24 protein-coding genes are annotated in these 23,957 nt (G+C 46.9%); 18 read left to right on the top strand and 6 right to left on the bottom strand.

Annotated features, from left to right (window positions below; all coding sequences use genetic code 11):
- Positions 1-55: 55 nt before the first annotated feature.
- Positions 56-727, bottom strand: coding sequence for a hypothetical protein (locus tag Q4Q54_RS04785; RefSeq protein WP_311987839.1), 672 nt, complete (start codon positions 725-727; stop codon positions 56-58).
- 94 nt (positions 728-821) lie between these two features.
- On the opposite strand from Q4Q54_RS04785, the gene Q4Q54_RS04780 reads away from it, so the two are divergent.
- From Q4Q54_RS04780 to lolE, 3 genes are all read left to right on the top strand, one after another.
- Positions 822-2,054, top strand: a complete 1,233-nt coding sequence (locus tag Q4Q54_RS04780) for a lipoprotein-releasing ABC transporter permease subunit (RefSeq protein WP_006086841.1) — start codon at positions 822-824, stop codon at positions 2,052-2,054.
- A gap of 130 nt (positions 2,055-2,184) precedes the next feature.
- Entirely contained in the window at positions 2,185-2,880 is a 696-nt protein-coding gene (gene lolD, locus Q4Q54_RS04775) for a lipoprotein-releasing ABC transporter ATP-binding protein LolD (RefSeq protein ID WP_006081863.1), read from the top strand.
- The gene (lolE, locus tag Q4Q54_RS04770) at positions 2,877-4,127 is read left to right on the top strand and encodes a lipoprotein-releasing ABC transporter permease subunit LolE (RefSeq protein ID WP_311987838.1); all 1,251 of its coding nucleotides are present in this window, start codon (positions 2,877-2,879) and stop codon (positions 4,125-4,127) included. Before lolD ends, lolE begins: the two co-directional genes overlap by 4 nt.
- Before the next feature lie 229 nt (positions 4,128-4,356).
- On the opposite strand, the gene suhB is transcribed toward lolE, so the two are convergent.
- On the bottom strand, positions 4,357-5,160 hold the full coding sequence (suhB, locus tag Q4Q54_RS04765) for an inositol-1-monophosphatase (protein ID WP_006081861.1): 804 nt from the start codon (positions 5,158-5,160) through the stop codon (positions 4,357-4,359).
- Between the two features lie 153 nt (positions 5,161-5,313).
- On the opposite strand from suhB, the gene trmJ reads away from it, so the two are divergent.
- From trmJ to Q4Q54_RS04695, 14 genes are all read left to right on the top strand, one after another.
- A complete protein-coding gene (trmJ, locus tag Q4Q54_RS04760) occupies positions 5,314-6,042 on the top strand; it encodes a tRNA (cytosine(32)/uridine(32)-2'-O)-methyltransferase TrmJ (protein WP_006081860.1) in 729 nt (242 codons plus the stop codon).
- A 54-nt stretch (positions 6,043-6,096) separates the two neighbouring features.
- Positions 6,097-6,918 carry a serine O-acetyltransferase gene (gene cysE, locus Q4Q54_RS04755; protein WP_107404634.1) on the top strand — a complete coding sequence of 274 codons (822 nt, stop codon included), beginning with the start codon at positions 6,097-6,099 and terminating at the stop codon, positions 6,916-6,918.
- Between the two features lie 378 nt (positions 6,919-7,296).
- Positions 7,297-7,758, top strand: coding sequence for a Fe-S cluster assembly transcriptional regulator IscR (gene iscR / locus Q4Q54_RS04750; protein ID WP_006081858.1), 462 nt, complete (start codon positions 7,297-7,299; stop codon positions 7,756-7,758).
- Positions 7,759-7,837: 79 nt separating this feature from the next.
- Entirely contained in the window at positions 7,838-9,052 is a 1,215-nt protein-coding gene (locus tag Q4Q54_RS04745) for an IscS subfamily cysteine desulfurase (RefSeq protein WP_311987837.1), read from the top strand.
- 37 nt (positions 9,053-9,089) lie between these two features.
- Positions 9,090-9,473 (top strand): Fe-S cluster assembly scaffold IscU, encoded by a 384-nt coding sequence (gene iscU, locus Q4Q54_RS04740; RefSeq protein WP_011072277.1) that lies wholly within the window; start codon positions 9,090-9,092, stop codon positions 9,471-9,473.
- A 14-nt stretch (positions 9,474-9,487) separates the two neighbouring features.
- Positions 9,488-9,811, top strand: a complete 324-nt coding sequence (gene iscA / locus Q4Q54_RS04735; RefSeq protein ID WP_107947761.1) for an iron-sulfur cluster assembly protein IscA — start codon at positions 9,488-9,490, stop codon at positions 9,809-9,811.
- A 16-nt stretch (positions 9,812-9,827) separates the two neighbouring features.
- On the top strand, positions 9,828-10,352 hold the full coding sequence (gene hscB, locus Q4Q54_RS04730; protein WP_071939411.1) for a co-chaperone HscB: 525 nt from the start codon (positions 9,828-9,830) through the stop codon (positions 10,350-10,352).
- A gap of 67 nt (positions 10,353-10,419) precedes the next feature.
- Positions 10,420-12,282: a Fe-S protein assembly chaperone HscA gene (gene hscA, locus Q4Q54_RS04725; protein ID WP_311987836.1), complete on the top strand. Its 1,863-nt coding sequence runs from the start codon at positions 10,420-10,422 to the stop codon at positions 12,280-12,282.
- A gap of 8 nt (positions 12,283-12,290) precedes the next feature.
- Positions 12,291-12,629 (top strand): ISC system 2Fe-2S type ferredoxin, encoded by a 339-nt coding sequence (gene fdx, locus Q4Q54_RS04720; protein WP_006081852.1) that lies wholly within the window; start codon positions 12,291-12,293, stop codon positions 12,627-12,629.
- 158 nt (positions 12,630-12,787) lie between these two features.
- Positions 12,788-13,693, top strand: coding sequence for a 30S ribosomal protein S6--L-glutamate ligase (gene rimK, locus Q4Q54_RS04715; RefSeq protein ID WP_006081851.1), 906 nt, complete (start codon positions 12,788-12,790; stop codon positions 13,691-13,693).
- A 113-nt stretch (positions 13,694-13,806) separates the two neighbouring features.
- Positions 13,807-14,004 (top strand): Fe-S cluster assembly protein IscX, encoded by a 198-nt coding sequence (iscX, locus tag Q4Q54_RS04710; protein WP_006081850.1) that lies wholly within the window; start codon positions 13,807-13,809, stop codon positions 14,002-14,004.
- Between the two features lie 217 nt (positions 14,005-14,221).
- Positions 14,222-14,389 carry a hypothetical protein gene (locus Q4Q54_RS04705; protein WP_006081849.1) on the top strand — a complete coding sequence of 56 codons (168 nt, stop codon included), beginning with the start codon at positions 14,222-14,224 and terminating at the stop codon, positions 14,387-14,389.
- 198 nt (positions 14,390-14,587) lie between these two features.
- Positions 14,588-15,019 (top strand): nucleoside-diphosphate kinase, encoded by a 432-nt coding sequence (gene ndk / locus Q4Q54_RS04700; protein WP_006081848.1) that lies wholly within the window; start codon positions 14,588-14,590, stop codon positions 15,017-15,019.
- A gap of 362 nt (positions 15,020-15,381) precedes the next feature.
- The gene (locus tag Q4Q54_RS04695; RefSeq protein ID WP_006081847.1) at positions 15,382-15,825 is read left to right on the top strand and encodes an Hsp20 family protein; all 444 of its coding nucleotides are present in this window, start codon (positions 15,382-15,384) and stop codon (positions 15,823-15,825) included.
- Between the two features lie 99 nt (positions 15,826-15,924).
- Here Q4Q54_RS04695 and ilvN read toward each other — a convergent pair whose 3' ends face one another.
- From ilvN to Q4Q54_RS04680, 3 genes are all read right to left on the bottom strand, one after another.
- A complete protein-coding gene (ilvN, locus tag Q4Q54_RS04690; protein WP_006081846.1) occupies positions 15,925-16,419 on the bottom strand; it encodes an acetolactate synthase small subunit in 495 nt (164 codons plus the stop codon).
- Positions 16,419-18,137, bottom strand: a complete 1,719-nt coding sequence (locus Q4Q54_RS04685) for an acetolactate synthase 3 large subunit (protein WP_311987835.1) — start codon at positions 18,135-18,137, stop codon at positions 16,419-16,421. The genes ilvN and Q4Q54_RS04685 overlap by 1 nt, the downstream gene beginning before the upstream one ends.
- A 518-nt stretch (positions 18,138-18,655) precedes the next feature.
- Complete coding sequence (locus Q4Q54_RS04680) at positions 18,656-19,879, bottom strand: multidrug effflux MFS transporter (RefSeq protein ID WP_311987834.1); 1,224 nt, start codon at positions 19,877-19,879, stop codon at positions 18,656-18,658.
- A gap of 595 nt (positions 19,880-20,474) precedes the next feature.
- Here Q4Q54_RS04680 and Q4Q54_RS04675 point away from each other — a divergent pair.
- On the top strand, positions 20,475-22,349 hold the full coding sequence (locus Q4Q54_RS04675) for a choice-of-anchor I family protein (RefSeq protein WP_311987833.1): 1,875 nt from the start codon (positions 20,475-20,477) through the stop codon (positions 22,347-22,349).
- Positions 22,350-22,537: 188 nt separating this feature from the next.
- Here Q4Q54_RS04675 and Q4Q54_RS04670 read toward each other — a convergent pair whose 3' ends face one another.
- Complete coding sequence (locus tag Q4Q54_RS04670; protein ID WP_311987832.1) at positions 22,538-23,896, bottom strand: PLP-dependent aminotransferase family protein; 1,359 nt, start codon at positions 23,894-23,896, stop codon at positions 22,538-22,540.
- Positions 23,897-23,957: the final 61 nt, after the last annotated feature.

Below are 23,957 nucleotides of genomic sequence, written 5' to 3'. Positions count from 1 at the left end.
GAGTTGCAGACATTGTAGAGACTTGATGGCGCAGGTGCCAGTGAAAAGTCAGCGGCTATTGACGCTCGTCTCTGGCGAGTTTACGTAACTTGAGTTGTTTCTGCTGTACATTAAGGCTGGCTTTGACTAATTGTTCCACGTCAGCCTCGAGAATTTGACTGAATTCAAAGTCGGTTTGCCATTGCGGGGCAGGAGACTGAAGTTCCGCCTGAGTATGTTGCTCGGCATTTTGTGTGTCACCGCTATGAGTATCGCTATTGGTGCAGCTCTCGGTAGATAGCGTTTTTTGCGCGGTAGAGGCGGTTACTTTGCCAAAACACAAAATGGCGACTAATTCGTCATGAATAAACAGGGTGATTTTATAGTGTGAGCCTATGGTTAAGGCTGTGGGCGTGAGCAGTCTTAGGCCGCTGCCACCAAACTGATTGCCAATGCATTTTTCGCCCTCTTGGGTTTCTTTCTCTAATACATGCTGCAGCACTAAATCCACTTTGCGAGATTGCAGCTTTAAAAAGTCCACGACAACTTTTGCCTCGTTATCTAAATGGCGCAGTTGTAGCAAGCAGTTGGCTTCAAGTGTTTTCACTTCGCTGAGTAGCTGAATACCCAATGATTGCATTGATCTTAATGCCATTTCAGAGGGTAATGGCTCGGAACTCGGCCACAGACTTAAGTAGGCGGTGAAGTGGTGAGGCACACTAAAATACGGATTGGTGTCAGTGAACAAGGCTTGCCTCTTTATTTATAGGACCAATACCCCTATTATCGTGCCCATCTTCATGATTTAGCAAGTTCAGCACACAGGACGCAACCCTCTTTCAATGAATCCAGGATTCCCTTTCTATATTGGTTACCGTTATTGGCGGGCCAGAAAAGCGAACGCGTTCGCGTCGTTTATTACTCTATTTGCCGTATCGGGCATTTTCTTAGGTGTTGCCGCGCTTATTGTGGTGAGTTCTGTGATGAATGGTCTCGAAGGCCAACTCAAGCAACGTATCTTAGGCGCAGTACCGCAATTAACTCTTTATAGTGAAGCGCCTTTAGTCGATTGGACTGAGCAGGCGAGTGCGCTTAAAGCCTTACCTGGCGTATTAGGCGTGACGCCGAGCGTGTCGACGCAGGCCATGGTGCAATCGGCGGCGAGTATTCGTGCTGTACAGGTTTATGGCGTGTTCCCCGAGTTAGCGGAAAAGTTATCTTCGGTTGCCCAGCACACTTACTCAGGTGCATTTGAGCAGCTGACGAGCGGCGACTACAAGGTGATTTTAGGCTCTGAGCTGGCAAGGCAACTTAAAGTCGCCCCTGGTGATACGGTGCGATTATTGAGTGGCGATGGTGTGGTGTATTCGCCCTTAGGTCCAGTGCCGAGTCAACGTAAGTTTTTGGTCTCGGGCATTTTTGAAATGGGCTCTCAGGTCGATGCGGGCGTGGCATATATCCATTATCAAGATGCGAAACGGCTGATGCGCCAACCAAGTAAAGAGATCAGTCAACTTAGGCTTTATTTAGCGGATCCTTTCAGCGCACCGGCTTTAGCGCCTAAAGTGCAGGATATATTAGCTAAACAAGGTTTGAAGGCGACAACCAGCGATTGGCGTGATACCTATGGCCACTTGTTTGGCGCGGTCAAGATGGAAAAGAACATGATGTCACTGATGTTGAGTCTGATTGTGGCCGTGGCCGCATTCAATATCGTCTCGGCGCTGGTCATGATGGTGGTCGATAAAACCACAGATGTGGCTGTACTCAAAACCCAAGGCGTGACCACACCCGCCGTGATGGGCATTTTTGTGGTGCAAGGATCGCTCAATGCAGTGCTCGGTTTAGTGCTGGGGCTGGCGGTTGGGATACTCATCACCTTGAATCTGAATGGCATTATGACCACCTTAGGGATTTCTATTTTAGGTGTGGGGCAAAGTTTGCCGGTGAAACTGGAATTGATGCAGTTGTCTGTGATCGTGATTGGTACGCTGCTGGTGACCCTGCTGGCGACCTTATATCCCGCACTGCGCGCTGCTAATGTGCAACCCGCGACTGCGCTCAGATATGAGTAACGGTATGCGCCAATAGCTGTAAACCGTCGGCATTTTTGAATTGAGCGACGGTTTAGCAAGAAGCGAATAATTAAATGCACTGATTTAATGACATAAATCGATGCCAAAGCCTGTTTAAGAGAGAACTTCAATGCAAGACGTGTTACTGCAAGTGCAGAGTGTCAGTAAGAGTTACCATGATGGCGCCGTGACCACGCAAGTGTTGTCTAATGTTGATCTGCAAGTGTTTAAGGGCGAGCAGTTGGCGATTGTCGGCAGTTCAGGCTCAGGTAAGAGTACCTTGCTGCACATCATGGGCACGTTGGATGAACCAACCGCAGGTAAAGTCTTGCTATTAGGCGAAGATTTATATCAAGTGTCCAGTGCGCGCCAAGCGCAGATCCGTAACCAAGACTTGGGTTTTATCTATCAATTCCATCATTTATTGCCTGAATTTACTGCGCTAGAAAACGTCGCTATGCCGGCGTTTATTCAAGGTAAAGATCGTAAACTGGCGCTCGCCGATGCTAAAGCCTTGTTGGAGCGCGTTGGGTTAGGGCATCGCATGACGCACATTCCCGCCGAGCTATCGGGCGGCGAACGTCAGCGTGTGGCTATCGCAAGGGCCTTGATTAATAAACCTAAATTAGTGCTGGCCGATGAACCTACGGGTAACTTAGATGCCAACAGCGGCGATGCCGTTTATGAGTTGATCCGCGAACTCGCCGAACAACTGGGTACGGCGTTTGTGGTGGTGACCCATGATCATAAATTGGCTGCCCGTATGGACCGTCAGCTGATGATGAAGAACGGCTTCCTGCAATTAGCGGCGGAAACCCAAGTATGAAAGGACCGTTAGCCTTATCCATTGGTTGGCGTTTTTATCGCGCCCGCCAATCCAACAGCTTTATTAGCTTTATTTCCTTCGCATCGACTGCGGGCATCGCCTTAGGCGTGGCGGTATTGATCATCGTCTTGTCGGCGATGAACGGTTTTGAGCGCGAGTTAGAACATAGATTGCTTGGCGTCGTGCCGCAGGCGGACATAGTCGGTGTGAGCGAGCCTATCGCGAATTGGCAGAGTGTTGCCGAGGGCGCACTGTTAATTGAAGGTATTCGCGGCGCGGCGCCTTTTATCCGCATGCAAGGTTTAGTGCAAAAGCCCGGCGGTTTTCAAGGCTTAGCTGTCGTGGGGATCGATCCAAAAGAAGAAATCAAGGTCTCGACACTGGCGCAATTTATGAGCGATACCAGCTGGCAGAGTCTAGGCCAAGATGAGAATCACATCGTCCTTGGGCAGAGTTTGTTGACCAAGTTGGGGCTTGAGGTTGGCGATACGCTGGCCTTATATGTGCAGGATATGGATCCAGAAGCGGCGGGCAGTTTACGCGCGGCGAAGAGCCATCGTTTTGTGGTGTCTGGCGCCTATAATCTTGGCGGCGAGCTTGAGCTGACCACGGCTTATATTCCTATGCAGTACGCGGCGCAGATTTTGAACATGAAGAGCGGCGTGACTGGCGTGCGTATTAGCGTCGATAAAGTGTTTGATGCACCCGTCAAAGTGCGCGAGCTTGGTTATGCGCAAAAGCAGTCGGTGTATATCAGTGACTGGACCCGTACCCAAGGGCATTTATATCAAGACATTCAGTTGGTTCGCACTGTTATGTACTTAGTGCTAGTGCTGGTGATTGGTGTCGCCTGCTTTAACATCGTTTCCACCTTAGTGATGGCAGTGCGAGATAAAGCCTCTGAGATTGCGATTTTGATGACTATGGGTCTGAGCCGCCTTGCTGTGATGGGTATTTTCATGGTGCAGGGCGCCTTGAATGGTCTGCTTGGTTGTGGTCTTGGCGGGATTATCGGCGTGAGTGTGGCACTGAATTTAAGTGCGATTGCCAGTACGATGGAGCAGTTACTCGGTATTCAACTGCTGTCAGCAGATGTGTACTTTGTCGACTTTTTACCGTCTGAGTTACATGGCTCAGATGCGGTGTTGGTGATTGTGATGGCGTTTGTGATGAGCTTAATCGCCACGCTCTATCCTGCTTGGAAAGCCAGTCAGATTGCGCCAGCGCAGGCCTTAGCGGGTAGATAACGCAATCAGTGGTTGTGCGTCCTGTTTGCCGATTGGTGCTGAAATCAGTGCTGACGCTTGCAGGGGTATCTTCTTAAAGTTTTAGAAATGAAAGCCATATAAACAAAAAGGCCAGTGAGCGCTCTTAGAAGAGACTGCCACTGGCCTTTTTTGTCTAAAGCTTTGTGTCTATGCGTTTTGGAAAGCTAAGTGTTAATCGAGGCTAACGCTTCGAGACTAACGCCTACAATTAACGCTTTAATGCTTCGTTCAATAAAGGACGCATGATTTTAACTAATTCTGTGGTCACTTTAGGTGAACCTGCAACTATGTTACCAGAAATCAAATAGTTATGGTTGCCAGTGAAATCGGTAACCGTACCGCCCGCTTCGCGGCAGATAAGATCGCCAGCAGCGATGTCCCATGGCTTTAAGCCGATTTCGAAGAAACCGTCTAAACGACCCGCAGCAACATAGGCTAAATCTAATGCGGCAGAACCTGCGCGACGTAAGTCAGCACATTGGCCGAAGACTTCGCCGAAAATAGCCATGTAAGTTTCAGTGTGTTGACGCGCCTTGAATGGGAAGCCAGTACCAATCATGGTAGGAGCTAATTCATTCACGTTGGTAACACGCAGACGGAAATCATTGAGTTTTGCGCCTTTACCACGGACGGCGGTAAAGAGTTCTTCACGGACAGGATCGTAAACAACCGCAACTTCAGTTTTACCTTTATGTTGCAGAGCGATAGAAATCGCGAAGTGGGGAATGCCTCTAACAAAGTTGTTAGTGCCATCCAGAGGGTCAACTATCCAAACGTAGTCGTTATTCTCACCGCGGTTTTCGCCTTTCTCTTCACCCACGATAGTGTGATCAGGGTAAGATTTACGAATTTGGTAAGTAATTGTCGCTTCTGCTTCCTTGTCTACACTGGTAACAAAATCGTTGATACCTTTTGAACTGACTTCAATACGGTCAAGTTCGGTATAGGCGCGCATAATATTTTGGCCGGCCGCGCGGGCAGCGCGTACAGCAATCGTCAGCATCGGATGCATTGCAATCCCCTGGATGTTAAAGAACGTTAAAATAGCGGGCGGCATTATACCAGATTTGATAGTTATATCAAATACCGATTTTCATATAAGCATTCGGCAATGGCTGTGATAATATTCGTCCCCAACGTTTTATGAATTAAATTAAGTTGTTTCATGCTAAGTAATATTCGAGTGGTTTTAGTGGGGACTTCGCACCCCGGCAATATTGGTTCCACTGCCAGAGCGATGAAGACTATGGGTCTGTCAAATCTGTACCTTGCAGAACCGCGTGTTGAACCCGATGGGCATTCCATTGCATTAGCCGCGGGTGCATCGGATATTCTGAAACATCTTGTGAAAGTGGATTCACTCGCTGAAGCGATTGCCGATTGCAGTCTCGTGATTGCAACCAGCGCGCGCAGTCGCACCTTAGATTGGCCGATGTTAGAGCCAAGAGAAGCTGGGGTGAGATTAGCGACCGAGGCACTTAAAGGTCCCGTTGCAATCGTGTTTGGCCGTGAGAACCACGGGTTGAGCAATGAAGAGTTGCAACAGTGCACTTATCATGTGGCGATTCCTGCAAATCCTGAATACAGCTCGCTCAATCTTGCGCAAGCCGTACAAATCATTTGTTATGAAACCCGTGTTGCCCACCTCGCACAAAAAGAAGTGGCCGAAGAAGAGCTGACTGAGTATCCCTTGGCCGCCGATCAGGAACGTTTCTTTGCACACCTTGAGACGACGCTGCTATCAACCGGCTTTATCATTAAGAATCATCCCGGACAAGTGATGATGAAACTGCGCCGCTTGTTTAGCCGCGCACGGATTGAGAGTCAGGAGATGAATATTCTCAGGGGTATTTTGACCTCTATTGAGAAAGTGACGGGCTCTAAAGACAAATAGCCAAATCCTAATCATCAATAATTACCGTACAGAATGACCGTAAAGGGATAAACAATGGGCGTGATAGCTAGGCTAAAAGAAGACATTGAATCTATATATCACCGTGATCCTGCGGCGCGCAGCGCGTTTGAGATCTTGGTTAACTATCCGGGCATGCATGCCATTTGGTTGCATCGGATAAGCCATAAGCTATGGAAGCGCGATTGGCGCTTAACGGCACGTTGTTTATCGACTTTTTCCCGTTGGTTGACGGGTGTAGAAATCCATCCAGGTGCGACCATAGGTCATCGATTTTTTATCGACCATGGCATGGGGGTGGTGATTGGTGAAACGGCTGAAATTGGCGATGATTGCACCCTTTATCATGGTGTAACGCTTGGCGGAACCACATGGCAAGCGGGGAAACGTCATCCGACGTTAGCCAATAACGTGGTGGTCGGCGCGGGGGCAAAAATCCTCGGTCCTATTACCATGCACGACGGTGCGCGTGTGGGTTCAAACTCGGTTGTGGTAAAAGATGTGCCAAAAGATACCACCGTAGTGGGTATTCCTGGGCGCGTGGTGGCATCACCGTCACCGCAATCGAAAGAGAAAACTGAACGCCGTAGCGCGATGGCTAAAAAATACGGTTTTGATGCATACGCAGTATCACCGGATAATCCCGATCCTGTTGCCAATGCGATAGGGCAGATGCTGGATCATATGCATCTGATGGACTCGAAAGTTCAAGAATTGTGTCAAGCCATTCAAGGGTTGGGGGGTAATGTCTGCACCGAAAAACTGCCAGAGCTTGATATGGGCGAGTTTAATGATGCAGAAAAAGCGGCAGCGGAAAAACGCCATAGTGCATTAGATGAGTTTGATCCGAGTATCTAAGTTTCAAGAAATGGTTCAACGAAACCACTTAACTAAGTGGTCTAACTTGCTTAAGGGCTGACTCTCGCAAGGGTCTCCTTTAGCATTTTACTTTAGCTTATCCTGTTGTAAAGGCGCATATTGCGGTCAAACCTGAGTTTGATCGCGTCACAGTGCAGCGATGACTTTTATTGTGGGTTTATATCGTGCTAGAAGTCGATTAATTGGCGCTCTAGCATTGAATCTTAAGCTAGAAAAAGGTTAAATACCCCACCAAGATGAAAGGGTATTGGTTTTTTGCACACTCATATACTTGAGTGTTTTAGTAGGTTTTAATACTTGACTGAATTACTCGGGTATGTTGAAATAATGCATACCTGTTCGGGAGCTATGGTAGTTATGAAACTTACATCAAAAGGTCGTTATGCAGTAACCGCTATGCTAGATGTGGCAATCCACTCAGCATCGGGACCAGTTCCCTTAGCGGATATCTCTGAAAGACAAGGGATTTCGCTTTCCTATCTGGAACAACTCTTCGCTAAGCTAAGAAAACACGGCTTAGTTGCCAGTGTACGTGGACCGGGCGGTGGTTATCGCTTAGGCCTAGAAGCCAATGATATTTCAGTCGGCATGGTTGTCCATGCTGTAGACGAGTCTGTCGATGCGACTCGTTGCCAAGGACTTGGCAATTGTCAGAGTGGAACTCGCTGCTTAACCCATTCACTTTGGGGCGATTTAAGCAAACAAATTTCAGATTTTTTAGATGGTATCAGTCTTGCTGGCTTGATGCAGAAACGAGATGTGCAATTTATCTCGCTTAAGCAAGACACTATGCAAAAGGAACAAAGAGTCAGTTTATAACGGCCTTTGTTATATATAAAAATAATTTTTGTACGTTGTATGTAGCCTCTACCAGAGACTGCTCAGTACGGAGTGTGTTATGAAGCTTCCTATCTATTTAGATTACGCCGCCACCACGCCTGTTGATCCAAGAGTTGCGGAAAAGATGTTCCAATGCATGACAATGGACGGCATCTTTGGTAATCCAGCCTCACGTTCACATCGCTACGGCTGGCAAGCTGAAGAAGCGGTGGATATTGCTCGCAATCAAATTGCCGAGTTAATTAACGCCGATCACCGCGAAATTGTGTTTACCTCTGGCGCGACGGAATCGAACAACTTAGCGATTAAAGGTGTTGCTCATTTCTATCACAAGAAAGGCAAGCACATCATCACCAGTAAGACTGAACATAAAGCGGTTCTCGATACTTGTCGCCAATTAGAGCGCGAAGGTTTCGAAGTGACTTATTTAGAGCCTGCGGCTAACGGCATCATTCCGATGGAACGTTTAGAAGCGGCAATGCGTGACGACACTATCCTTGTCAGCATCATGCACGTGAATAACGAAATCGGTGTGATCCACGATATCGATGCAATCGGTGAGCTTTGCCGTTCAAAGGGCATTATTTTCCACATGGATGCAGCGCAAAGTGCAGGCAAAGTGCCTATCGATGTGCAAGCCACTAAAGTGGATTTGATCTCGATTTCTGGTCACAAAATGTATGGCCCTAAAGGCATCGGCGCGCTATATGTTCGTCGTAAGCCACGCATTCGCTTAGAAGCGCAAATGCACGGTGGTGGTCATGAGCGTGGTATGCGCAGCGGTACGTTACCGACGCATCAAATCGTAGGTTTAGGTGAAGCTGCTGCAATCGCAAAAGCGGAAATGGCCTCTGATGACGCCCGTATCGGTGCATTACGTGACAAATTATGGAATGGCATCAAGCACATTGAAGAAACCTATATCAATGGTGATGCGATTGATCGTGTTAGCGGTAGCCTCAACGTCAGCTTCAACTATGTTGAAGGCGAGTCGTTAATGATGGCACTGAAAGATTTAGCGGTTTCATCGGGTTCGGCTTGTACTTCAGCCAGCCTAGAGCCTAGCTACGTATTACGTGCGCTTGGCTTAAATGATGAAATGGCACATAGCTCGATTCGTTTCTCTATCGGCCGTTTCACCACCGAAGAAGAAATCGATCACGCTATCGAAGTAATTACTCAATCTATTGATAAATTAAGAGAAATGTCTCCTTTGTGGGAAATGTTTAAAGATGGGATCGACCTGAACCAAGTTCAATGGGCACATCATTAATTCTGACCTTTACAATAGATAATTTTGGAGCAGTACCATGGCTTACAGTGAAAAAGTGATAGATCATTATGAGAACCCACGTAACGTTGGTTCTTTTGATAAAAACGATCCTTCGGTCGTGACCGGTATGGTAGGCGCGCCTGCTTGCGGTGACGTGATGAAACTTCAGTTGAAAATTGGTGCTGATGGCATCATTGAAGACGCTAAGTTTAAAACCTACGGTTGTGGTAGCGCGATTGCATCTAGCTCACTGGTAACTGAGTGGGTTAAAGGCAAAACTATCGAACAAGCTGCGGCGATTAAGAACACAGATATCGCTGAAGAATTGGCATTGCCACCGGTGAAAATCCACTGTTCAATTTTGGCTGAAGATGCCATTAAAGCTGCTATCGACGAGTACAAATCGAAACAAGCTAAGTAACATCTGGAGTTAAGATGGCGATTACAATGACCCCAGCGGCAGCCGATCGTGTCAGATCTTTCTTAGTCAACCGAGGCAAAGGTGTAGGCCTGCGTCTCGGCTTAAGAACATCAGGCTGTTCTGGTATGGCTTATGTACTTGAGTTCGTTGATTCTTTAAATGATGATGATGAAGTGTTTGATATCGATGATGTGAAAATTATCATCGATGCCAAGAGCCTCATCTATCTTCAAGGGATCGAGCTGGATTTTGTTAAAGAAGGGCTGAATGAAGGCTTCCAATTTAATAATCCTAACGCAAAAGGTGAGTGTGGTTGCGGTGAGAGTTTCACTGTTTAACCGCTAAAGTTGACGCATGAATTATTTCGAGCTGTTTAAATTTTCCCCTGCCTTCGATATTGATACCGCCTTACTTGCAGAACGCTATCGCGAACTGCAACGGGCGGTTCATCCCGATAAATTTGCCAATGATACTGAGCAGCAGAAATTGTTGTCGGTGCAGCGCACGGCGCAAGTCAATGATGGTTTTCAAACCTTAAAAGATCCCATTCGCCGCGCTGAGCATATGTTGTCGCTGCGTGGCATTGAATTAAGCCATGAAACTACGACAGTGAAAGATACTGGCTTCTTGATGCAGCAAATGGAATGGCGCGAGGCGTTGGAAGATATACGCGATAGTGCCGATCCTCAAGCGAGTATTGACGAGCTATATCAATCTTTTGCAGAGTACCGCGCGCAACTCACTCAGCAATTGACTCAACTGTTAACCAGTGAGCAGGCTGAAGATGCATTGTTAGCGGCGGATCAAGTTCGCAAACTCAAATTTATGGCAAAATTACACGACGAGTTGACCAGAGTCGAAGACGCTCTGTTAGATTGATTTTCCGTGTTTATGTTACTTTGCTGACTCAAGCACGCTTGAGTTGGCATTACTAAGTTGGATATATATGGCCCTTTTGCAGATAGCTGAGCCCGGTCAAAGTGCCGCGCCGCACCAACATAGACTTGCCGTTGGCATCGATTTAGGTACGACCAATTCTTTGGTGGCGGCTGTTCGAAGTGGCGAGACGGCAACCCTGCCGGACGAACTTGGACAGCATTCATTACCTTCTATCGTGCGTTATACCCAAGATTCAGTCGAAGTCGGCGCCCTTGCGGCGTTGAGTTCGGCGCAGGATCCGCAAAACACGATCGTTTCGGTTAAGCGTTTTATGGGCCGCAGTCTGGCTGATATCAAAGCCGGTGAGCAATCATTCCCCTACGAGTTTGCTGAAAGCGAAAACGGTTTACCTTTAGTTGTGACGCCCCAAGGTCAAGTGAATCCCGTGCAAGTGTCTGCGGAGATTTTACGTCCGCTGATTGCCCGTGCTGAAAAAACCTTAGGCGGCGAGCTGCAAGGTGTGGTGATAACCGTACCGGCTTATTTTGACGATGCCCAGCGCCAAGGCACGAAAGATGCCGCAGCTTTGCTGGGTGTTAAAGTGCTACGTTTGTTGAATGAACCGACGGCTGCTGCGATTGCCTATGGCTTAGACTCTAAGCAAGAGGGTGTGATTGCCATCTATGACTTAGGTGGCGGCACCTTCGATATTTCTATTTTGCGCTTGAATCGCGGTGTATTCGAGGTGCTTGCTACGGGGGGGGATTCAGCGCTTGGCGGCGATGATTTCGACCATTTATTGCAAGCACATATGCAGCAAGTGTGGCAGCTTAGTGACATCGACTCACAATTAAGCCGTCAGTTGCTGATTGAATCGCGTCGAGTTAAAGAAGCCTTAACGGATGCTGTAGAAACTGAAGCGAAAGTGATCCTTGCCGATGGGACTGAACTGACGCAAATCGTTACTAAAGCTGAATTTGATGCCATGATTGCGGCGTTGGTTAAGAAGACCATTGCCAGCTGTCGCCGTACCCTGCGTGATGCGGGCGTGACAACGGATGAAGTGCTTGAAACTGTGATGGTTGGCGGTTCAACGCGCGTGCCATTAGTACGTGAACAGGTCGAAGCTTTCTTCGGCAAACCACCGCTGACATCTATCGATCCCGATCGTGTTGTTGCCATTGGTGCAGCCATTCAAGCCGACATTTTAGTGGGTAACAAACCTGAATCGGATTTGTTGTTGCTTGATGTGATCCCTTTGTCATTAGGCATAGAGACCATGGGCGGCTTAGTAGAAAAAGTGGTATCGCGTAATACCACGATTCCGGTCGCGCGAGCACAGGAATTTACCACCTTTAAAGACGGTCAAACGGCCATGGCATTCCATGTGGTGCAGGGCGAGCGTGAGCTGGTTGACGATTGTCGCTCACTGGCGCGTTTTACTTTAAAAGGTATTCCGCCGTTAGCCGCTGGCGCTGCGCACATTCGGGTGACATTCCAAGTGGATGCCGATGGTTTACTCAGCGTGACTGCGATGGAGAAATCCACCGGCGTGCAATCTAGCATTCAAGTTAAGCCATCTTTTGGTTTATCGGATACTGAAATTGCCACTATGCTGAAAGATTCGATGAAGTATGCCAAAGACGATATCGGTCGTCGTATGCTGGCCGAGCAGCAAGTGGAGGCGGCGAGGGTACTCGAGTCTTTACATGCCGCGTTAGCGAAAGATGGCGACTTGCTGAATGCCGATGAGCGTGGACAAATCGATGCCACTATGGCCAATGTGGCGCAAGTTGCCGCGGGCGATGATGCCGATGCGATTAAGCTCGCGATTGAAAAACTGGATGAGCAAACCCAAGATTTTGCTGCCAGACGTATGGACAATTCTATTCGAGTGGCATTCAAAGGCCAGTCGATCGACAACATATAGGTGATGTAATGCCCCAATTAGTCTTTCTTCCCCATGCCGAGTTGTGCCCAGATGGCGCAGTGCTTGAGGCGAATGTTGGTGAGACCATTCTTGATGTTGCGCTGCGTAATGGCATCAATATCGAGCATGCATGTGAAAAGTCCTGTGCTTGCACGACGTGTCACTGTATCGTGCGTGAAGGCTTTAATGATCTTGAGCCAAGTGATGAGCTGGAAGATGACATGTTAGACAAAGCTTGGGGACTTGAGCCCGAAAGCCGTCTATCTTGTCAGGCGAAAGTGGTCGACACTGACATGGTGATTGAGATCCCTAAATACACGGTTAACATGGTCAGCGAAGGCAATTAATGCTGCCGCGATAATTGTTAAAACCAGTCCACGTGACTGGTTTTTTGCTTTTGGCGTTGAGCATTTGTGCAACTAATCTTGTCTATGCCTCTAGTTGTTTGATTTATCCCTGCGCAGGCGTATTATGCGCTCAAAATTAATGGTTGCCGGAGACCAGAATGAGAATAGCGATCTTATCGCAAGGGCCTGAGTTATATTCAACGAAGCGACTCGTTGAAGCGGCTCAATTACGTGGTCACGAAGTACACGTAATCAATCCCCTTGAATGTTATATGAATATCAACATGCGGCAATCGAGTATCCACATTGGTGGGCGAGAGTTACCCGCATTTGATGCTGTGATCCCCCGCATTGGGGCGTCGATTACCTTTTATGGCTCTGCAGTTTTGCGTCAGTTTGAGATGATGGGCGTATATGCTTTAAATGATTCTGTTGGGATCTCGCGCTCACGTGACAAATTGCGTTCTATGCAGTTGATGTCACGCCGCGGCATTGGCTTGCCCATTACGGGTTTTGCCAATAAACCGAGTGATATCCCCGACTTGATTGATATGGTGGGTGGCGCGCCTCTGGTGATTAAATTACTCGAAGGCACCCAAGGTATCGGCGTGGTATTAGCCGAGACCCGTAAAGCGGCTGAGAGCGTGATTGAAGCCTTTATGGGCCTTAAAGCCAACATCATGGTGCAGGAATATATTAAAGAAGCCAATGGCGCAGACATTCGCTGCTTTGTGCTCGGCGATAAAGTGATTGCCGCAATGAAGCGTCAAGCTATGCCCGGTGAGTTCCGCTCTAACTTGCACCGTGGTGGCACGGCAAGTTTAGTCAAATTAACCCCAGAGGAACGCTCAGTCGCCATTCGTGCGGCTAAGACCATGGGGCTCAATGTCGCTGGCGTTGACTTGCTACGCTCAAACCACGGTCCTGTGATCATGGAAGTGAACTCTTCACCAGGGCTTGAAGGAATTGAAGGCGCCACCACGAAAGATGTGGCGGGTGCTATTATTGATTTTGTTGAAAAAAATGCGATTAAAGTGAAAAAGGTGACGCAAGCACAGGGTTAGTGCCCTTGCTGTCGAGTATTGACTGCGGAATATCAACACTTGATTCACCTCCTTATGGGTAACGCCGTTTAGCAAGAACTTACCCATTAAAGCGAACCGAATAGGGGAAAACGATGACATTAACCTGGATAGATTCGTTAGATATTGCGTTGGAATTACTCGAAGCACACCCAGAGGTGAATCCTACTCAGCTGCATTTCACCCAATTGTATGAGTGGGTGTTAGCCTTGGATGATTTTGCCGATGATCCCAAGCACTGTAATGAAAAAATACTGGAAGCGATTCAGCAGTGTTGGATTGATGAAAAGTAGTGAGCACAGCGGTGATACGGCTTTTTATGTGAGGCATCTTGTCCTTTTGACGTTTAACTAAGGTGATTTACCTCACGTATTTGCAGTGGCGCAGAGAATATTTGGCGAGAGTTTGATCACAGTCAAGTTCATTTTTAGCGGATATCGTACCTTGTTGTATATTGGTTAAGGCATTTAAATGGCTTAACTTTGTTATCGCAACTGCAAGGATGTTCACATGAAACTTTTGCTTGTATTGTTATGTATGCTTGTCCCTTCAATGGCTTGGGCTCATCCAGGGCATGGAGGTGTCGGTTTATTCCATCACTTGTTAGATCTTGCTCCCGCAGTCATTTTAGTCGCTTTGATTGCTTGGGCAGGTATTTGGGCAAAAAATAGAAAATAATCCCATTTTTTAATGAGTTAATTAACCCTGCTGAGGATTTATCCTCCTAGCGGGGTCTTTTGTGTGATCAAGCTGATTACGAATAAAGCGAATGTGCGCAATATCTCAGACTAATTTGCTATAAAGATAGGATTTAGCTTTTAAATTTCGTATAATCCGCGCGAATTTTTTTAAACTTGCTGACAAAGGAAGCTAGTTATGGCGATCGAACGCACATTCTCTATTATCAAACCTGATGCTGTTGCAAAAAACCACATCGGTGCTATCTACAATCGTTTTGAAACTGCTGGTCTTAAGATCGTTGCATCAAAAATGTTACACCTGACTAAAGAACAAGCTGAAGGTTTCTATGCTGAGCATAGCGAGCGCGGCTTCTTCGGTGCTCTGGTTGCATTCATGACTTCTGGTCCTATCATGGTCCAAGTATTAGAAGGCGAAAACGCTGTTTTAGCTCACCGTGAAATTTTAGGTGCAACTAACCCAGCTCAAGCGGCTCCTGGTACTATCCGTGCTGATTTCGCTGAAAGCATTGACGAAAACGCGGCTCACGGCTCTGATGCTGTTGAATCTGCTGCTCGTGAAATTGCTTACTTCTTCAGCGCTGAAGAACTGTGTCCACGCACTCGTTAATTCGATGCTAAGACTGAAAAAGGAGCCCTAGGCTCCTTTTTTATTGGCTGCAATTTAGCGAATACTGCTTGTCGTGCGCAATGAATCTAATGCCGCGATACCAATCACGTCTCGCTTCACCGTTTTAAAGCGGTATTAGCGTTTGTTTTTATTGTTCTTTTAAAATTCTGCACATTTTTTTAATTTTCTTGCTTGAAATTTTCTCTCCCGTCCTTATATCTATTTCAGGATCGCTCGATGAGGGTCTTAGTGTGAATTCTGTGCCGTAAGGACAGAAGATTTAATTCGGCAGACTCTACAACCGTTTTCATCCTGGAAACAGTCCGCCAATTCTCCATATTGCTTAAGACAAGGATATGAATATGCGTACTTATGATTTAACACCACTTTACCGCAGTGCCATTGGTTTTGACCGTTTAGCGCAATTGGCAGAACATGCCGCTGCCAATAATGGCAACTCAGGTTATCCTCCATATAACATCGAATTACTCGGCGAAAATCGTTATCGCATAACGATGGCCGTAGCGGGATTCTCAATGGATGAACTTGAGATCAGCAGTGAAGGTGAAAAATTACTGGTGAAAGGCAATAAAGCCGAAAGCCAAACCGAGCGTAAATACCTATATCAAGGCATAGCTGAACGCGGTTTTGAGCGTACTTTCCAGCTGGCAGACTATGTCACTGTGCTCGGTGCAAGTTTAGAAAATGGCTTACTCAATGTTGATTTAGTGCGTGAAATTCCTGAAGCATTGAAACCACGCAAAATTGAAATCACCTCATCGCGCTTGTTAGACAGCCAGTCATAATTGACGCTGTGATAACCGCCTAAAAATAAGGGGAGCATTATGCTCCCCTTGATGTTTTTGTGCTTATGCGAAAATGTCCGCGAGATTTCCGAGGGAAAGCTAGGCCTTCATGGCCTTTTCGCCGCGGGCCAAACCCACCACGCCGGAGCGAGAGACTTCGACCAGTTTGGTGACTTCCCCCAGCGCATGAATAAAGGCATCGAGTTTGTCTGACGTGCCCACCATTTGGATGGTGTATAAATTGGCGGTGACATCGACAATCTGACCGCGGAAAATATCCGCCATGCGTTTCACTTCTTCCCTAAATTCGCCTTGGGCGCGGACCTTAACAAGGGCGAGTTCGCGTTCAATATAAGCAGACTCGGTAATATTCGATACTTTTAACACATCGATTAACTTATGTAGCTGCTTCTCTATCTGCTCTAACACCATTTCATCGGCAACGACTGTGATGTTAAGCCGCGACAGGGTGATATCGTCCGTTGGCGCCACTGTTAAACTTTCAATGTTATAACCGCGTTGTGAAAACAAACCGACCACACGAGACAGGGCGCCGGATTGGTTTTCTAATAATACAGATATAATTCGACGCATTAGCATTTCTCCGTCTTGGTCAGCCACATTTCATTCATCGCACCACCGCGGATCAACATGGGGTACACGTGCTCAGTTTCATCCACCATGATGTCGATAAAGACCAGTCTGTCTTTCATCGCCAGCGCTTCAGCCATTTTTGACTCAAGTTCGGCGGGATCGCTGATCGTCATGCCAACATGACCATAGGCCTCGGCAATTTTGGCAAAATTTGGCACTGAATCCATATAGGAATGTGAGTGACGGCCAGAGTAAATCATGTCCTGCCATTGTTTTACCATGCCAAGGAAACGATTGTTTAAGTTGATAATTTTAACCGGCGTATCATATTGCAGCGCGGTCGAAAGCTCTTGAATGTTCATCTGGATGGAACCATCCCCCGTGACACACACAACGGTGGCATCAGACATGGCCATTTTTACGCCCATCGCTGCGGGCAGGCCGAATCCCATAGTCCCTAGGCCACCTGAGTTGATCCAGCGGCGCGGCTTATCGAACGGATAGTACAAGGCGGCAAACATTTGGTGCTGGCCAACATCTGATGCGACATAGGCATCGCCATTGGTCAGCTTATACAAGGTTTCAATCACTTGCTGTGGTTTGATGCGGCCACTGTTTTTGTCATAGGCCAGACAATCGCGACTGCGCCATTGTTCAATGTCATTCCACCAAGTGGCAATGGCATCGTTGTCGTTGTGTTCGTTCGATTCATCTAACAGTGCCAACATGCTGTCTAAAATACTGTCGGCTGACCCCACGATAGGAATATCCACGTGGATGGTTTTTGAAATAGAAGAGGGATCGATGTCGATATGCAAAATGGTCGCGTTCGGACAGTATTTTTCCACATTATTGGTGGTTCTATCGTCGAAGCGTACACCAATACCGAAGATCAAATCGCAGTTATGCATTGTCATGTTGGCTTCGTAGCGACCGTGCATCCCAAGCATGCCTAAACTGTTTTTGTGGGTGCTTGGAAAAGCGCCAAGCCCCATCAGCGTGCTGACGACGGGAATATTTAATCTCTCAGCCAATTGCAGGATTTGCTTATCACAACCTGAGATAATCGCGCCGCCACCGACATAAAGTACCGGTTTTTTCGCGGCTAACAGGGCTTGAAGACCACGGCGGATCTGACCTTTATGGCCTGATGTCGTTGGATTGTACGAGCGCATTTTGACGCTTTCTGGATAACAATATTCGTGCAGCAGGGCGGGGTTTAAACAATCTTTTGGCAGATCGACAACCACAGGACCGGGACGGCCAGTAGAGGCAATGTAAAAAGCCTTTTTAATAATTTCAGGAATTTCAGTCGGATCTTTGACTAAAAAGCTGTGTTTCACTACAGGGCGAGAGATACCTATCATGTCGCATTCTTGGAAGGCATCGTTGCCGATAAGATTGCTCGGGACTTGACCCGATAACACCACAAGGGGAATAGAATCCATGTAAGCAGTGGCAATACCGGTAATCGCGTTGGTCGCGCCTGGGCCTGAGGTGACTAATACCACGCCCACTTTACCCGTGGCACGGGCGTAGCCATCGGCCATGTGTACGGCCGCTTGCTCGTGGCGAACGAGTATGTGTTCAATACCGGGGATAACGTGCAGGGCGTCGTAGATATCTAAAACTGAACCGCCAGGATAGCCAAAAATGTGCTTTACGCCTTCATCGATCAAAGAACGCACTATCATGCTGGCGCCGGATAACATCTCCATGTGGAACTCCTATTGCTTAGTACCGTTACGGTAAACAGTATCTTGTTACAGCGACGGTAATCGCTCTAAAAATTAAGCCTGAAGGGTAATTCAGACTCCGAAATGCTGAACTGACTTCGTCGAAGACAAGTGACTCATCCCTTAGGATGCAGCAACTGTTGCAATGAACAGAATTTCATCATATTCAAAAAAAACAACATTTCAAGCCTTTTATGTAAAAAATAACCAACTTGAAACAATTTCACGTTTGAATAGCTCGATAACTTGCTGGAATCGCCAAGTAACCTAGGCTGGTTTATGGGCTTATTTTATATTTTTCAGATTGTTAGATGCTTAAAAAGCAAAAACGGCACTAAAAGTGCCATTTTGGTGTGGGACGTTAGATAAGCAGATACTTAACTGTCGCGATTAAATATTACCTATTTGCTACATCTGTAAAAGCCAATGCGCTGTTTTCACGCGATCAAACAGGTGTTGCCGATGTGGCATTGGTATCCATGGCGCTTAGAAATAGATCCTTAAACCGTCGGCGATATTTGATGCTTTGGACGATTGAATTGGCAAATACCGACTAACACAATAGAACCTAACATGAGTGCAGAGAAGGGCACAGCAGTGCCATCGTAAAACACCGCCAATAATGGCCCCGCCAGTGCGCCACAGCCAAATCTTAAGGTGCCAATAACTGCGGTTGCGGTTCCTGTTTCTTGTTTAAACTTCATCAGTACTATCGCATCGGCATTGACTGACATCACCCCTAGGCTACCCATTAAAGGAATAAGCATGATCACGGTAAAGTGATAGCTCATATCCAGCAGGTTTACGATTAATAAACCGACACCAGCAATCGCCCCGAAAAAGGTCGACACATGCAACATACGGAGCGAACCATAACGGCCCACGATGCGCGTATTAATGATATTAGCCAACATCAAGGCGCCGACGTTAGTGCTAAACAAGATGGCAAAATAGGATTTATCTAAGGCAAAGACTTCCATGTAAACGAAGGGCGATGCAGTGAGATAACAGAAAAATGAAAAAGACGTTAACACGCCACTGGCAATGTTTAGCTTAACGCCAGGGCGGGAAAATACGGTCGCATAGGCGCCAAGAAACGATTTCTGGCTGCGGGTATCTATATCTTTATCGCTGGGCATTTTTAGCGCAAACAGCACCAGTAATAACAGGGTTGCGGCATAGGCGGATTGAATGAAGAAGATTAAATGCCAATCACCGAGTTCGAGGATCACGCTGCCAATGCTAGGTGCGAGTAATGGCGCTAACATCATGATTAAACTCACGTATGACATACCCTTGGCGGTATTATCACCATAGACTTCTTTGATGTATCCCGGTACCACCACAGTCGCAGCCGCGCCGATAAAAGCCTGCAAAAAACGTAGTCCAAGAAAGACTTCGACTTGACCCGCAAACCCTATCAGTAAGCTGGTGAGCATAAATCCACTCAGTCCCAATATCACCATAGGGCGACGACCAATGCGGTCGGCTAGGGGGCCGAAACATAACATGCCCAGCGCGTAACCCGCTAAGTAGATACTCAGGGACTGCTGCACTGTCGTGACATCGGTATGAAAACTGAGTGCCAATGTCGACATCGCAGGTAAGTACATGTCGATGGCCAATGGCGTGATCGCGACAATCGCCGCAAGCATGGGAATAAGCAGCGCTAAATTCGGTATACGTCTGCCGTTATGGGCAGAAGGTTGTGATTGTGGGTCCACTGTTACCTCGGGTGGCGAAAGAATTGAAAGCGTATTTCACAGGTTTATGCGGTGTGGTTTAAATTGTACTAGGACAATTCACGATTAATCCGCCATTTTGAAGCCAGTTCCTGCGCTACCAGTTTCTACACTAAGAGCGAGAGCACATGATCAAGATCATTGGCGGGGTTTAGGCAAAAGTGAATTGCGGTATTGTCTATTTGCACAGTTCAGACAGTAAGCAATAGCATAGTAAAGTGCTCGGACAAATAAACCAATCTTTGCGCTGATTTCTTTACTGTATTTTACCGATTAAATTGTAACTAAGTGGTAAGTTTGATTATCGAGGCATCACTTTAGTGGATTGAGCCGTTATCTTCACAAGATTCTTCATTTAAATCTTTCTTATCAAGTCTTTCTTATCAAATTGCAGCCCTTTGTAACTCAGTTCTTTACATCTTAGTCCTTCAAATCCATATGGTTCAAACTGACTCATTCGAAAGTGTGAGTTGTCATTTGAGTGTCACGGCTTTGTCATCCCAACGTCTTTTATGCTGACTAATTTAGTGGGCTTTAGCCTCACCCTACTAAAAATAAAATATTCAGGAATGACACGATGAAAACACAACGACTTCCGCTAGCCGCTGCCATTATGGCGAGCTTATTACTCGGAGCCTGCAGCGGTGATGATGGCGCAGCAGGTGATAAAGGCGACAACGGCTTAAATTCACTGGTTAAAGTGACGGCATTGAATATCGGTGATGCAAATTGTCCCGCCGGTGGTCAGCGAATCGATACCGGATTAGATGCTAACAATAATGGACAATTAGATGACAGCGAAATTGCAGCAGCGCAAACCCAACATGTTTGCCAGCCACAAACTGCAGGCTTAAAAGCTGAGTTAATTGGTCGTCATCAGACTGGCGTTTATGGCTTAAGTGCCGCTGAAATCGTTGAATATCACAGTGCATCTAACCGTATTTTTGTGGTCAATGCCATTAGCGGCAAAGTGGACATTATTGATGGCAGTTTATTAGCAACGGCATCCAATGCCGCTGATCCGTTAGCATTGAATAATCTCGAAAAATTTGGCGAACTTGATGTGGCTAAAGACGTTGGCCAAACCTTTATGGGTAGCGTTAACAGTGTGAGCATTTCAGGCAACTTGTTAGCGGCTGCGATTGAACGTGGCGATGCTGCCGGCAATAAAACCCAAGCCAATGGTTTTGTGGCTTTTTATCAGCTTAACGGCACAGATGCACCGCAGTTTATCAGCGCGGTAGAAGTCGGCGCTTTACCCGATAACGTGGCATTTACCCTCGATGGTAAAACCTTATTAGTGGCCAATGAAGGCGAGCCAAATCCAGCCTATACCTTAGATCCTGAAGGCAGCGTGGCGCTGATTGCAATTACTGACGGTAAGCCCGCAGCCACTGCGACTATTATCGGTTTTAGTGAATTTAATCAGGACGGTGCACGAGCCAGTGAGATCACGCCAAACATTAAAATCAATGGCCCAATGGCGAGTGTGGCGCAGGATTTAGAACCTGAATATATCGCCATTAGCCAAGATAACAGCCGTGCGTTTGTCAGTTTGCAAGAGAACAATGCCATTGCCGTAATTGATATCGCCAATGCCAAAGTCGCCAAGATTTTACCACTAGGCCTTAAGGATTACGGACTTGAAGTGAATAAAATTGATGCGAGTGACAAAGACAATCTTGTCAACCTGCAAAGCTACACAGGCGTCTACGGCATGTATCAACCCGATACTGTCGCGACCTACCGTTGGAACAATACAGACTTTATCGTTACGGCCAACGAAGGTGATTCCCGTGATTATGCGGGCTTTTCTGAAGAAGCCCGCGCAGGGGATTTAGTGCTCGACCCTAATCACCCACAATTTGCCGCTGCAAAAGATAAAACGCAGTTAGCCCGCCTTAAAGTGACCACTAGCATGGGTGACGACGATAAGGACGGCGATTATGACAAGATAGTCAGCTTCGGTGCTCGCTCATTCTCGATTTGGAGCGCAGACGGTCAGCAAGTCTTTGACAGTGCGTGTGATTTTGAACGTATTACCGCGGCACTTTTAGGCAGTAACTTCAACAATAATAACGAAGAAAATAAAGGTGATAGCCGCAGCGATGACAAAGGACCAGAGCCAGAAGCCTTAGCCCTGGGGCAAATTGGTCAACGACTATATGCCTTTATTGGCTTGGAACGCACTTCAGGCTTTATGATTTATGACGTGACCAATCCCTTCGATGTGTATTTTATCGACTATGTTGTGAATCGTGATTTTGATGCCGACTTTGTTATCAATACTGATACGGGTGAAGTCAAAGGGGATGCAACAATGGCGGGTGATTTAGGGCCAGAAGGGATGAAGTTTGTCAGTGCCGATAAAAGTCCTAACGGTAATCCTTTGTTAATCATAGGCAATGAAGTCAGCGGCACGACGAGTGTTTACCAACTAAAGATTAAATAATGGTGCGCTAGTGGTTTATAACTAATTGCTCCTTCATCATGCTTGTCAGTCACATCAGCGCCAGTAGCATACATGCTACTGGCGCTTTTTTATGCTCTTTAATTTTATAAATTAGCCATTTAGTGTGAATTAACTTCATCTGATATGGCGCATAAAAATTGGCTGAGTTCGGAGGTTTTTAAGCGCTATTACACCACTGAATAGGCATTTTGTACCAGGGAGTGAATAGTCGCCTCGATACACTCAATCGCATGTTGAAATTGACTGTCGTTTTCGGCGCCGCCAAGGCTCAAGCGAATAAAATTGTCATGGCAATTAAAGTCATCTCCATTACGGATCAAAATGCCTTTGGCAGCTAGCGCAGTGACGAGGTGATGGGCCTTGATATCTTCTGGCAGATGTAGCCAACCGTTCAGTCCTCGCCAAGTTTGGGTTAATCCCAGTCGTTCGCCCATGGCGATACAGAGACGTTGGCGTTGGCGAACTATGGTATCGCGATCGGCAGTGATTTGGCCTTTCTTAATCAACTGACAGGCTATTTCAATGTTCAGCGGTGATACCATCCAGCATTGGCTATGAATCGCGAGTCGCACTTGGGCGATAAGTGGTTCAGGCACCAGAATAAAACCTTGCCTTAGGCCGCCAGAAAACAATTTGGACAGGCTAGAAATATAAATCACCCGTGGGATAGCAAGCTGTTTTGCTAATTGCCACAGGGGTGAATGCCACTCTTCGGGTAAACAATAATTCACATCATCTTCAATGATATAAAACTGATACTGCTCGGCCAATTCGAGGAGTTTTTGTCGCTGTGAATCACTGTATTGAATACAGGTAGGGTTTTGATTATTCAGGGTTAGATAGACTAACTTGGGATGATGGATTTGCACTAACGCCTCAAAGCGGGCGAGATCCACACCTTCATGGGTGAGGGGCACTCCAATGCTAGTCACGCCGAGTTGCTTAGCGCAAATTCTCACGCCTGGATAACTGTATTGCTCGTGCAGCAGCACATCGCCCGTCGATAAAAATGCACTTAAACAAGCAAAAATCGCTTGCTGGCCGCCATGGGTAAAGATCAGTTGCTCAGGCGTTTGTTGTATGCCGCGTTGGTTAAGCCATTGGTGAAACACTTGTTGATGTTGATCTAATGGACTGGCGCGATAACCCAGTAACTGGCTGAGCTTTGTCGGGTCTTTTGCTAATTGGCTGAGGCAATCACTGAGGGTGCTGATTTGATCTGTGAGTGGCTGCTGGCAGGTCGCCATATTCAATTGTACGTTACCGATCTCTGGTACTGGGGAGGCGTTGACATAGGTGCCATCACCGACGCGTGCTTCAACGTAACCCCTTTGTTCCGCCAATGCATAGGCGCGGGTTACAGTGCCAATAGTGATGCCTAAGGCATCGGCTAAACGGCGCTGCGGGGGCAGTTTACTGCCTTGGGTTAACACTTTCTGCAAAATGCCTTGTTCTATCGCACTGACTAAGCGCTGATATTTAGGGCCTGAAAAAGCTGTTAGGTCTGGCGTCCAGATTGTACCCATGACAATAAATCCATTGATCTCTAATATTCTCCGTATATTATTTATTGCATCTGTTTATGTC

Origin of the sequence: Shewanella sp. SP2S2-4 (genome assembly GCF_031932025.1) — a bacterium.
In the GTDB taxonomy this organism is placed as follows: domain Bacteria; phylum Pseudomonadota; class Gammaproteobacteria; order Enterobacterales; family Shewanellaceae; genus Shewanella; species Shewanella baltica.
This window is presented reverse-complemented; position numbering and strand designations above follow the sequence as displayed.

Excerpts from the sequence above, each read along its gene's own strand:
- Q4Q54_RS04675 (WP_311987833.1), top strand. The coding sequence starts at position 20,475 with ATGAAAACACAACGACTTCCGCTAGCCGCTGCCATTATGGCGAGCTTA.
- rimK (WP_006081851.1), top strand. The coding sequence starts at position 12,788 with ATGAGAATAGCGATCTTATCGCAAGGGCCTGAGTTATATTCAACGAAG.
- ndk (WP_006081848.1), top strand. The coding sequence starts at position 14,588 with ATGGCGATCGAACGCACATTCTCTATTATCAAACCTGATGCTGTTGCA.
- lolE (WP_311987838.1), top strand. The coding sequence starts at position 2,877 with ATGAAAGGACCGTTAGCCTTATCCATTGGTTGGCGTTTTTATCGCGCC.
- ilvN (WP_006081846.1), bottom strand. The coding sequence starts at position 16,419 with ATGCGTCGAATTATATCTGTATTATTAGAAAACCAATCCGGCGCCCTG.
- hscA (WP_311987836.1), top strand. The coding sequence starts at position 10,420 with ATGGCCCTTTTGCAGATAGCTGAGCCCGGTCAAAGTGCCGCGCCGCAC.
- lolD (WP_006081863.1), top strand. The coding sequence starts at position 2,185 with ATGCAAGACGTGTTACTGCAAGTGCAGAGTGTCAGTAAGAGTTACCAT.
- suhB (WP_006081861.1), bottom strand. The coding sequence starts at position 5,160 with ATGCATCCGATGCTGACGATTGCTGTACGCGCTGCCCGCGCGGCCGGC.
- Q4Q54_RS04705 (WP_006081849.1), top strand. The coding sequence starts at position 14,222 with ATGAAACTTTTGCTTGTATTGTTATGTATGCTTGTCCCTTCAATGGCT.
- cysE (WP_107404634.1), top strand. The coding sequence starts at position 6,097 with ATGGGCGTGATAGCTAGGCTAAAAGAAGACATTGAATCTATATATCAC.
- fdx (WP_006081852.1), top strand. The coding sequence starts at position 12,291 with ATGCCCCAATTAGTCTTTCTTCCCCATGCCGAGTTGTGCCCAGATGGC.
- Q4Q54_RS04780 (WP_006086841.1), top strand. The coding sequence starts at position 822 with ATGAATCCAGGATTCCCTTTCTATATTGGTTACCGTTATTGGCGGGCC.
- Q4Q54_RS04670 (WP_311987832.1), bottom strand. The coding sequence starts at position 23,896 with ATGGGTACAATCTGGACGCCAGACCTAACAGCTTTTTCAGGCCCTAAA.
- Q4Q54_RS04685 (WP_311987835.1), bottom strand. The coding sequence starts at position 18,137 with ATGGAGATGTTATCCGGCGCCAGCATGATAGTGCGTTCTTTGATCGAT.
- trmJ (WP_006081860.1), top strand. The coding sequence starts at position 5,314 with ATGCTAAGTAATATTCGAGTGGTTTTAGTGGGGACTTCGCACCCCGGC.
- iscA (WP_107947761.1), top strand. The coding sequence starts at position 9,488 with ATGGCGATTACAATGACCCCAGCGGCAGCCGATCGTGTCAGATCTTTC.
- hscB (WP_071939411.1), top strand. The coding sequence starts at position 9,828 with ATGAATTATTTCGAGCTGTTTAAATTTTCCCCTGCCTTCGATATTGAT.
- Q4Q54_RS04745 (WP_311987837.1), top strand. The coding sequence starts at position 7,838 with ATGAAGCTTCCTATCTATTTAGATTACGCCGCCACCACGCCTGTTGAT.
- iscX (WP_006081850.1), top strand. The coding sequence starts at position 13,807 with ATGACATTAACCTGGATAGATTCGTTAGATATTGCGTTGGAATTACTC.
- iscU (WP_011072277.1), top strand. The coding sequence starts at position 9,090 with ATGGCTTACAGTGAAAAAGTGATAGATCATTATGAGAACCCACGTAAC.
- Q4Q54_RS04695 (WP_006081847.1), top strand. The coding sequence starts at position 15,382 with ATGCGTACTTATGATTTAACACCACTTTACCGCAGTGCCATTGGTTTT.
- iscR (WP_006081858.1), top strand. The coding sequence starts at position 7,297 with ATGAAACTTACATCAAAAGGTCGTTATGCAGTAACCGCTATGCTAGAT.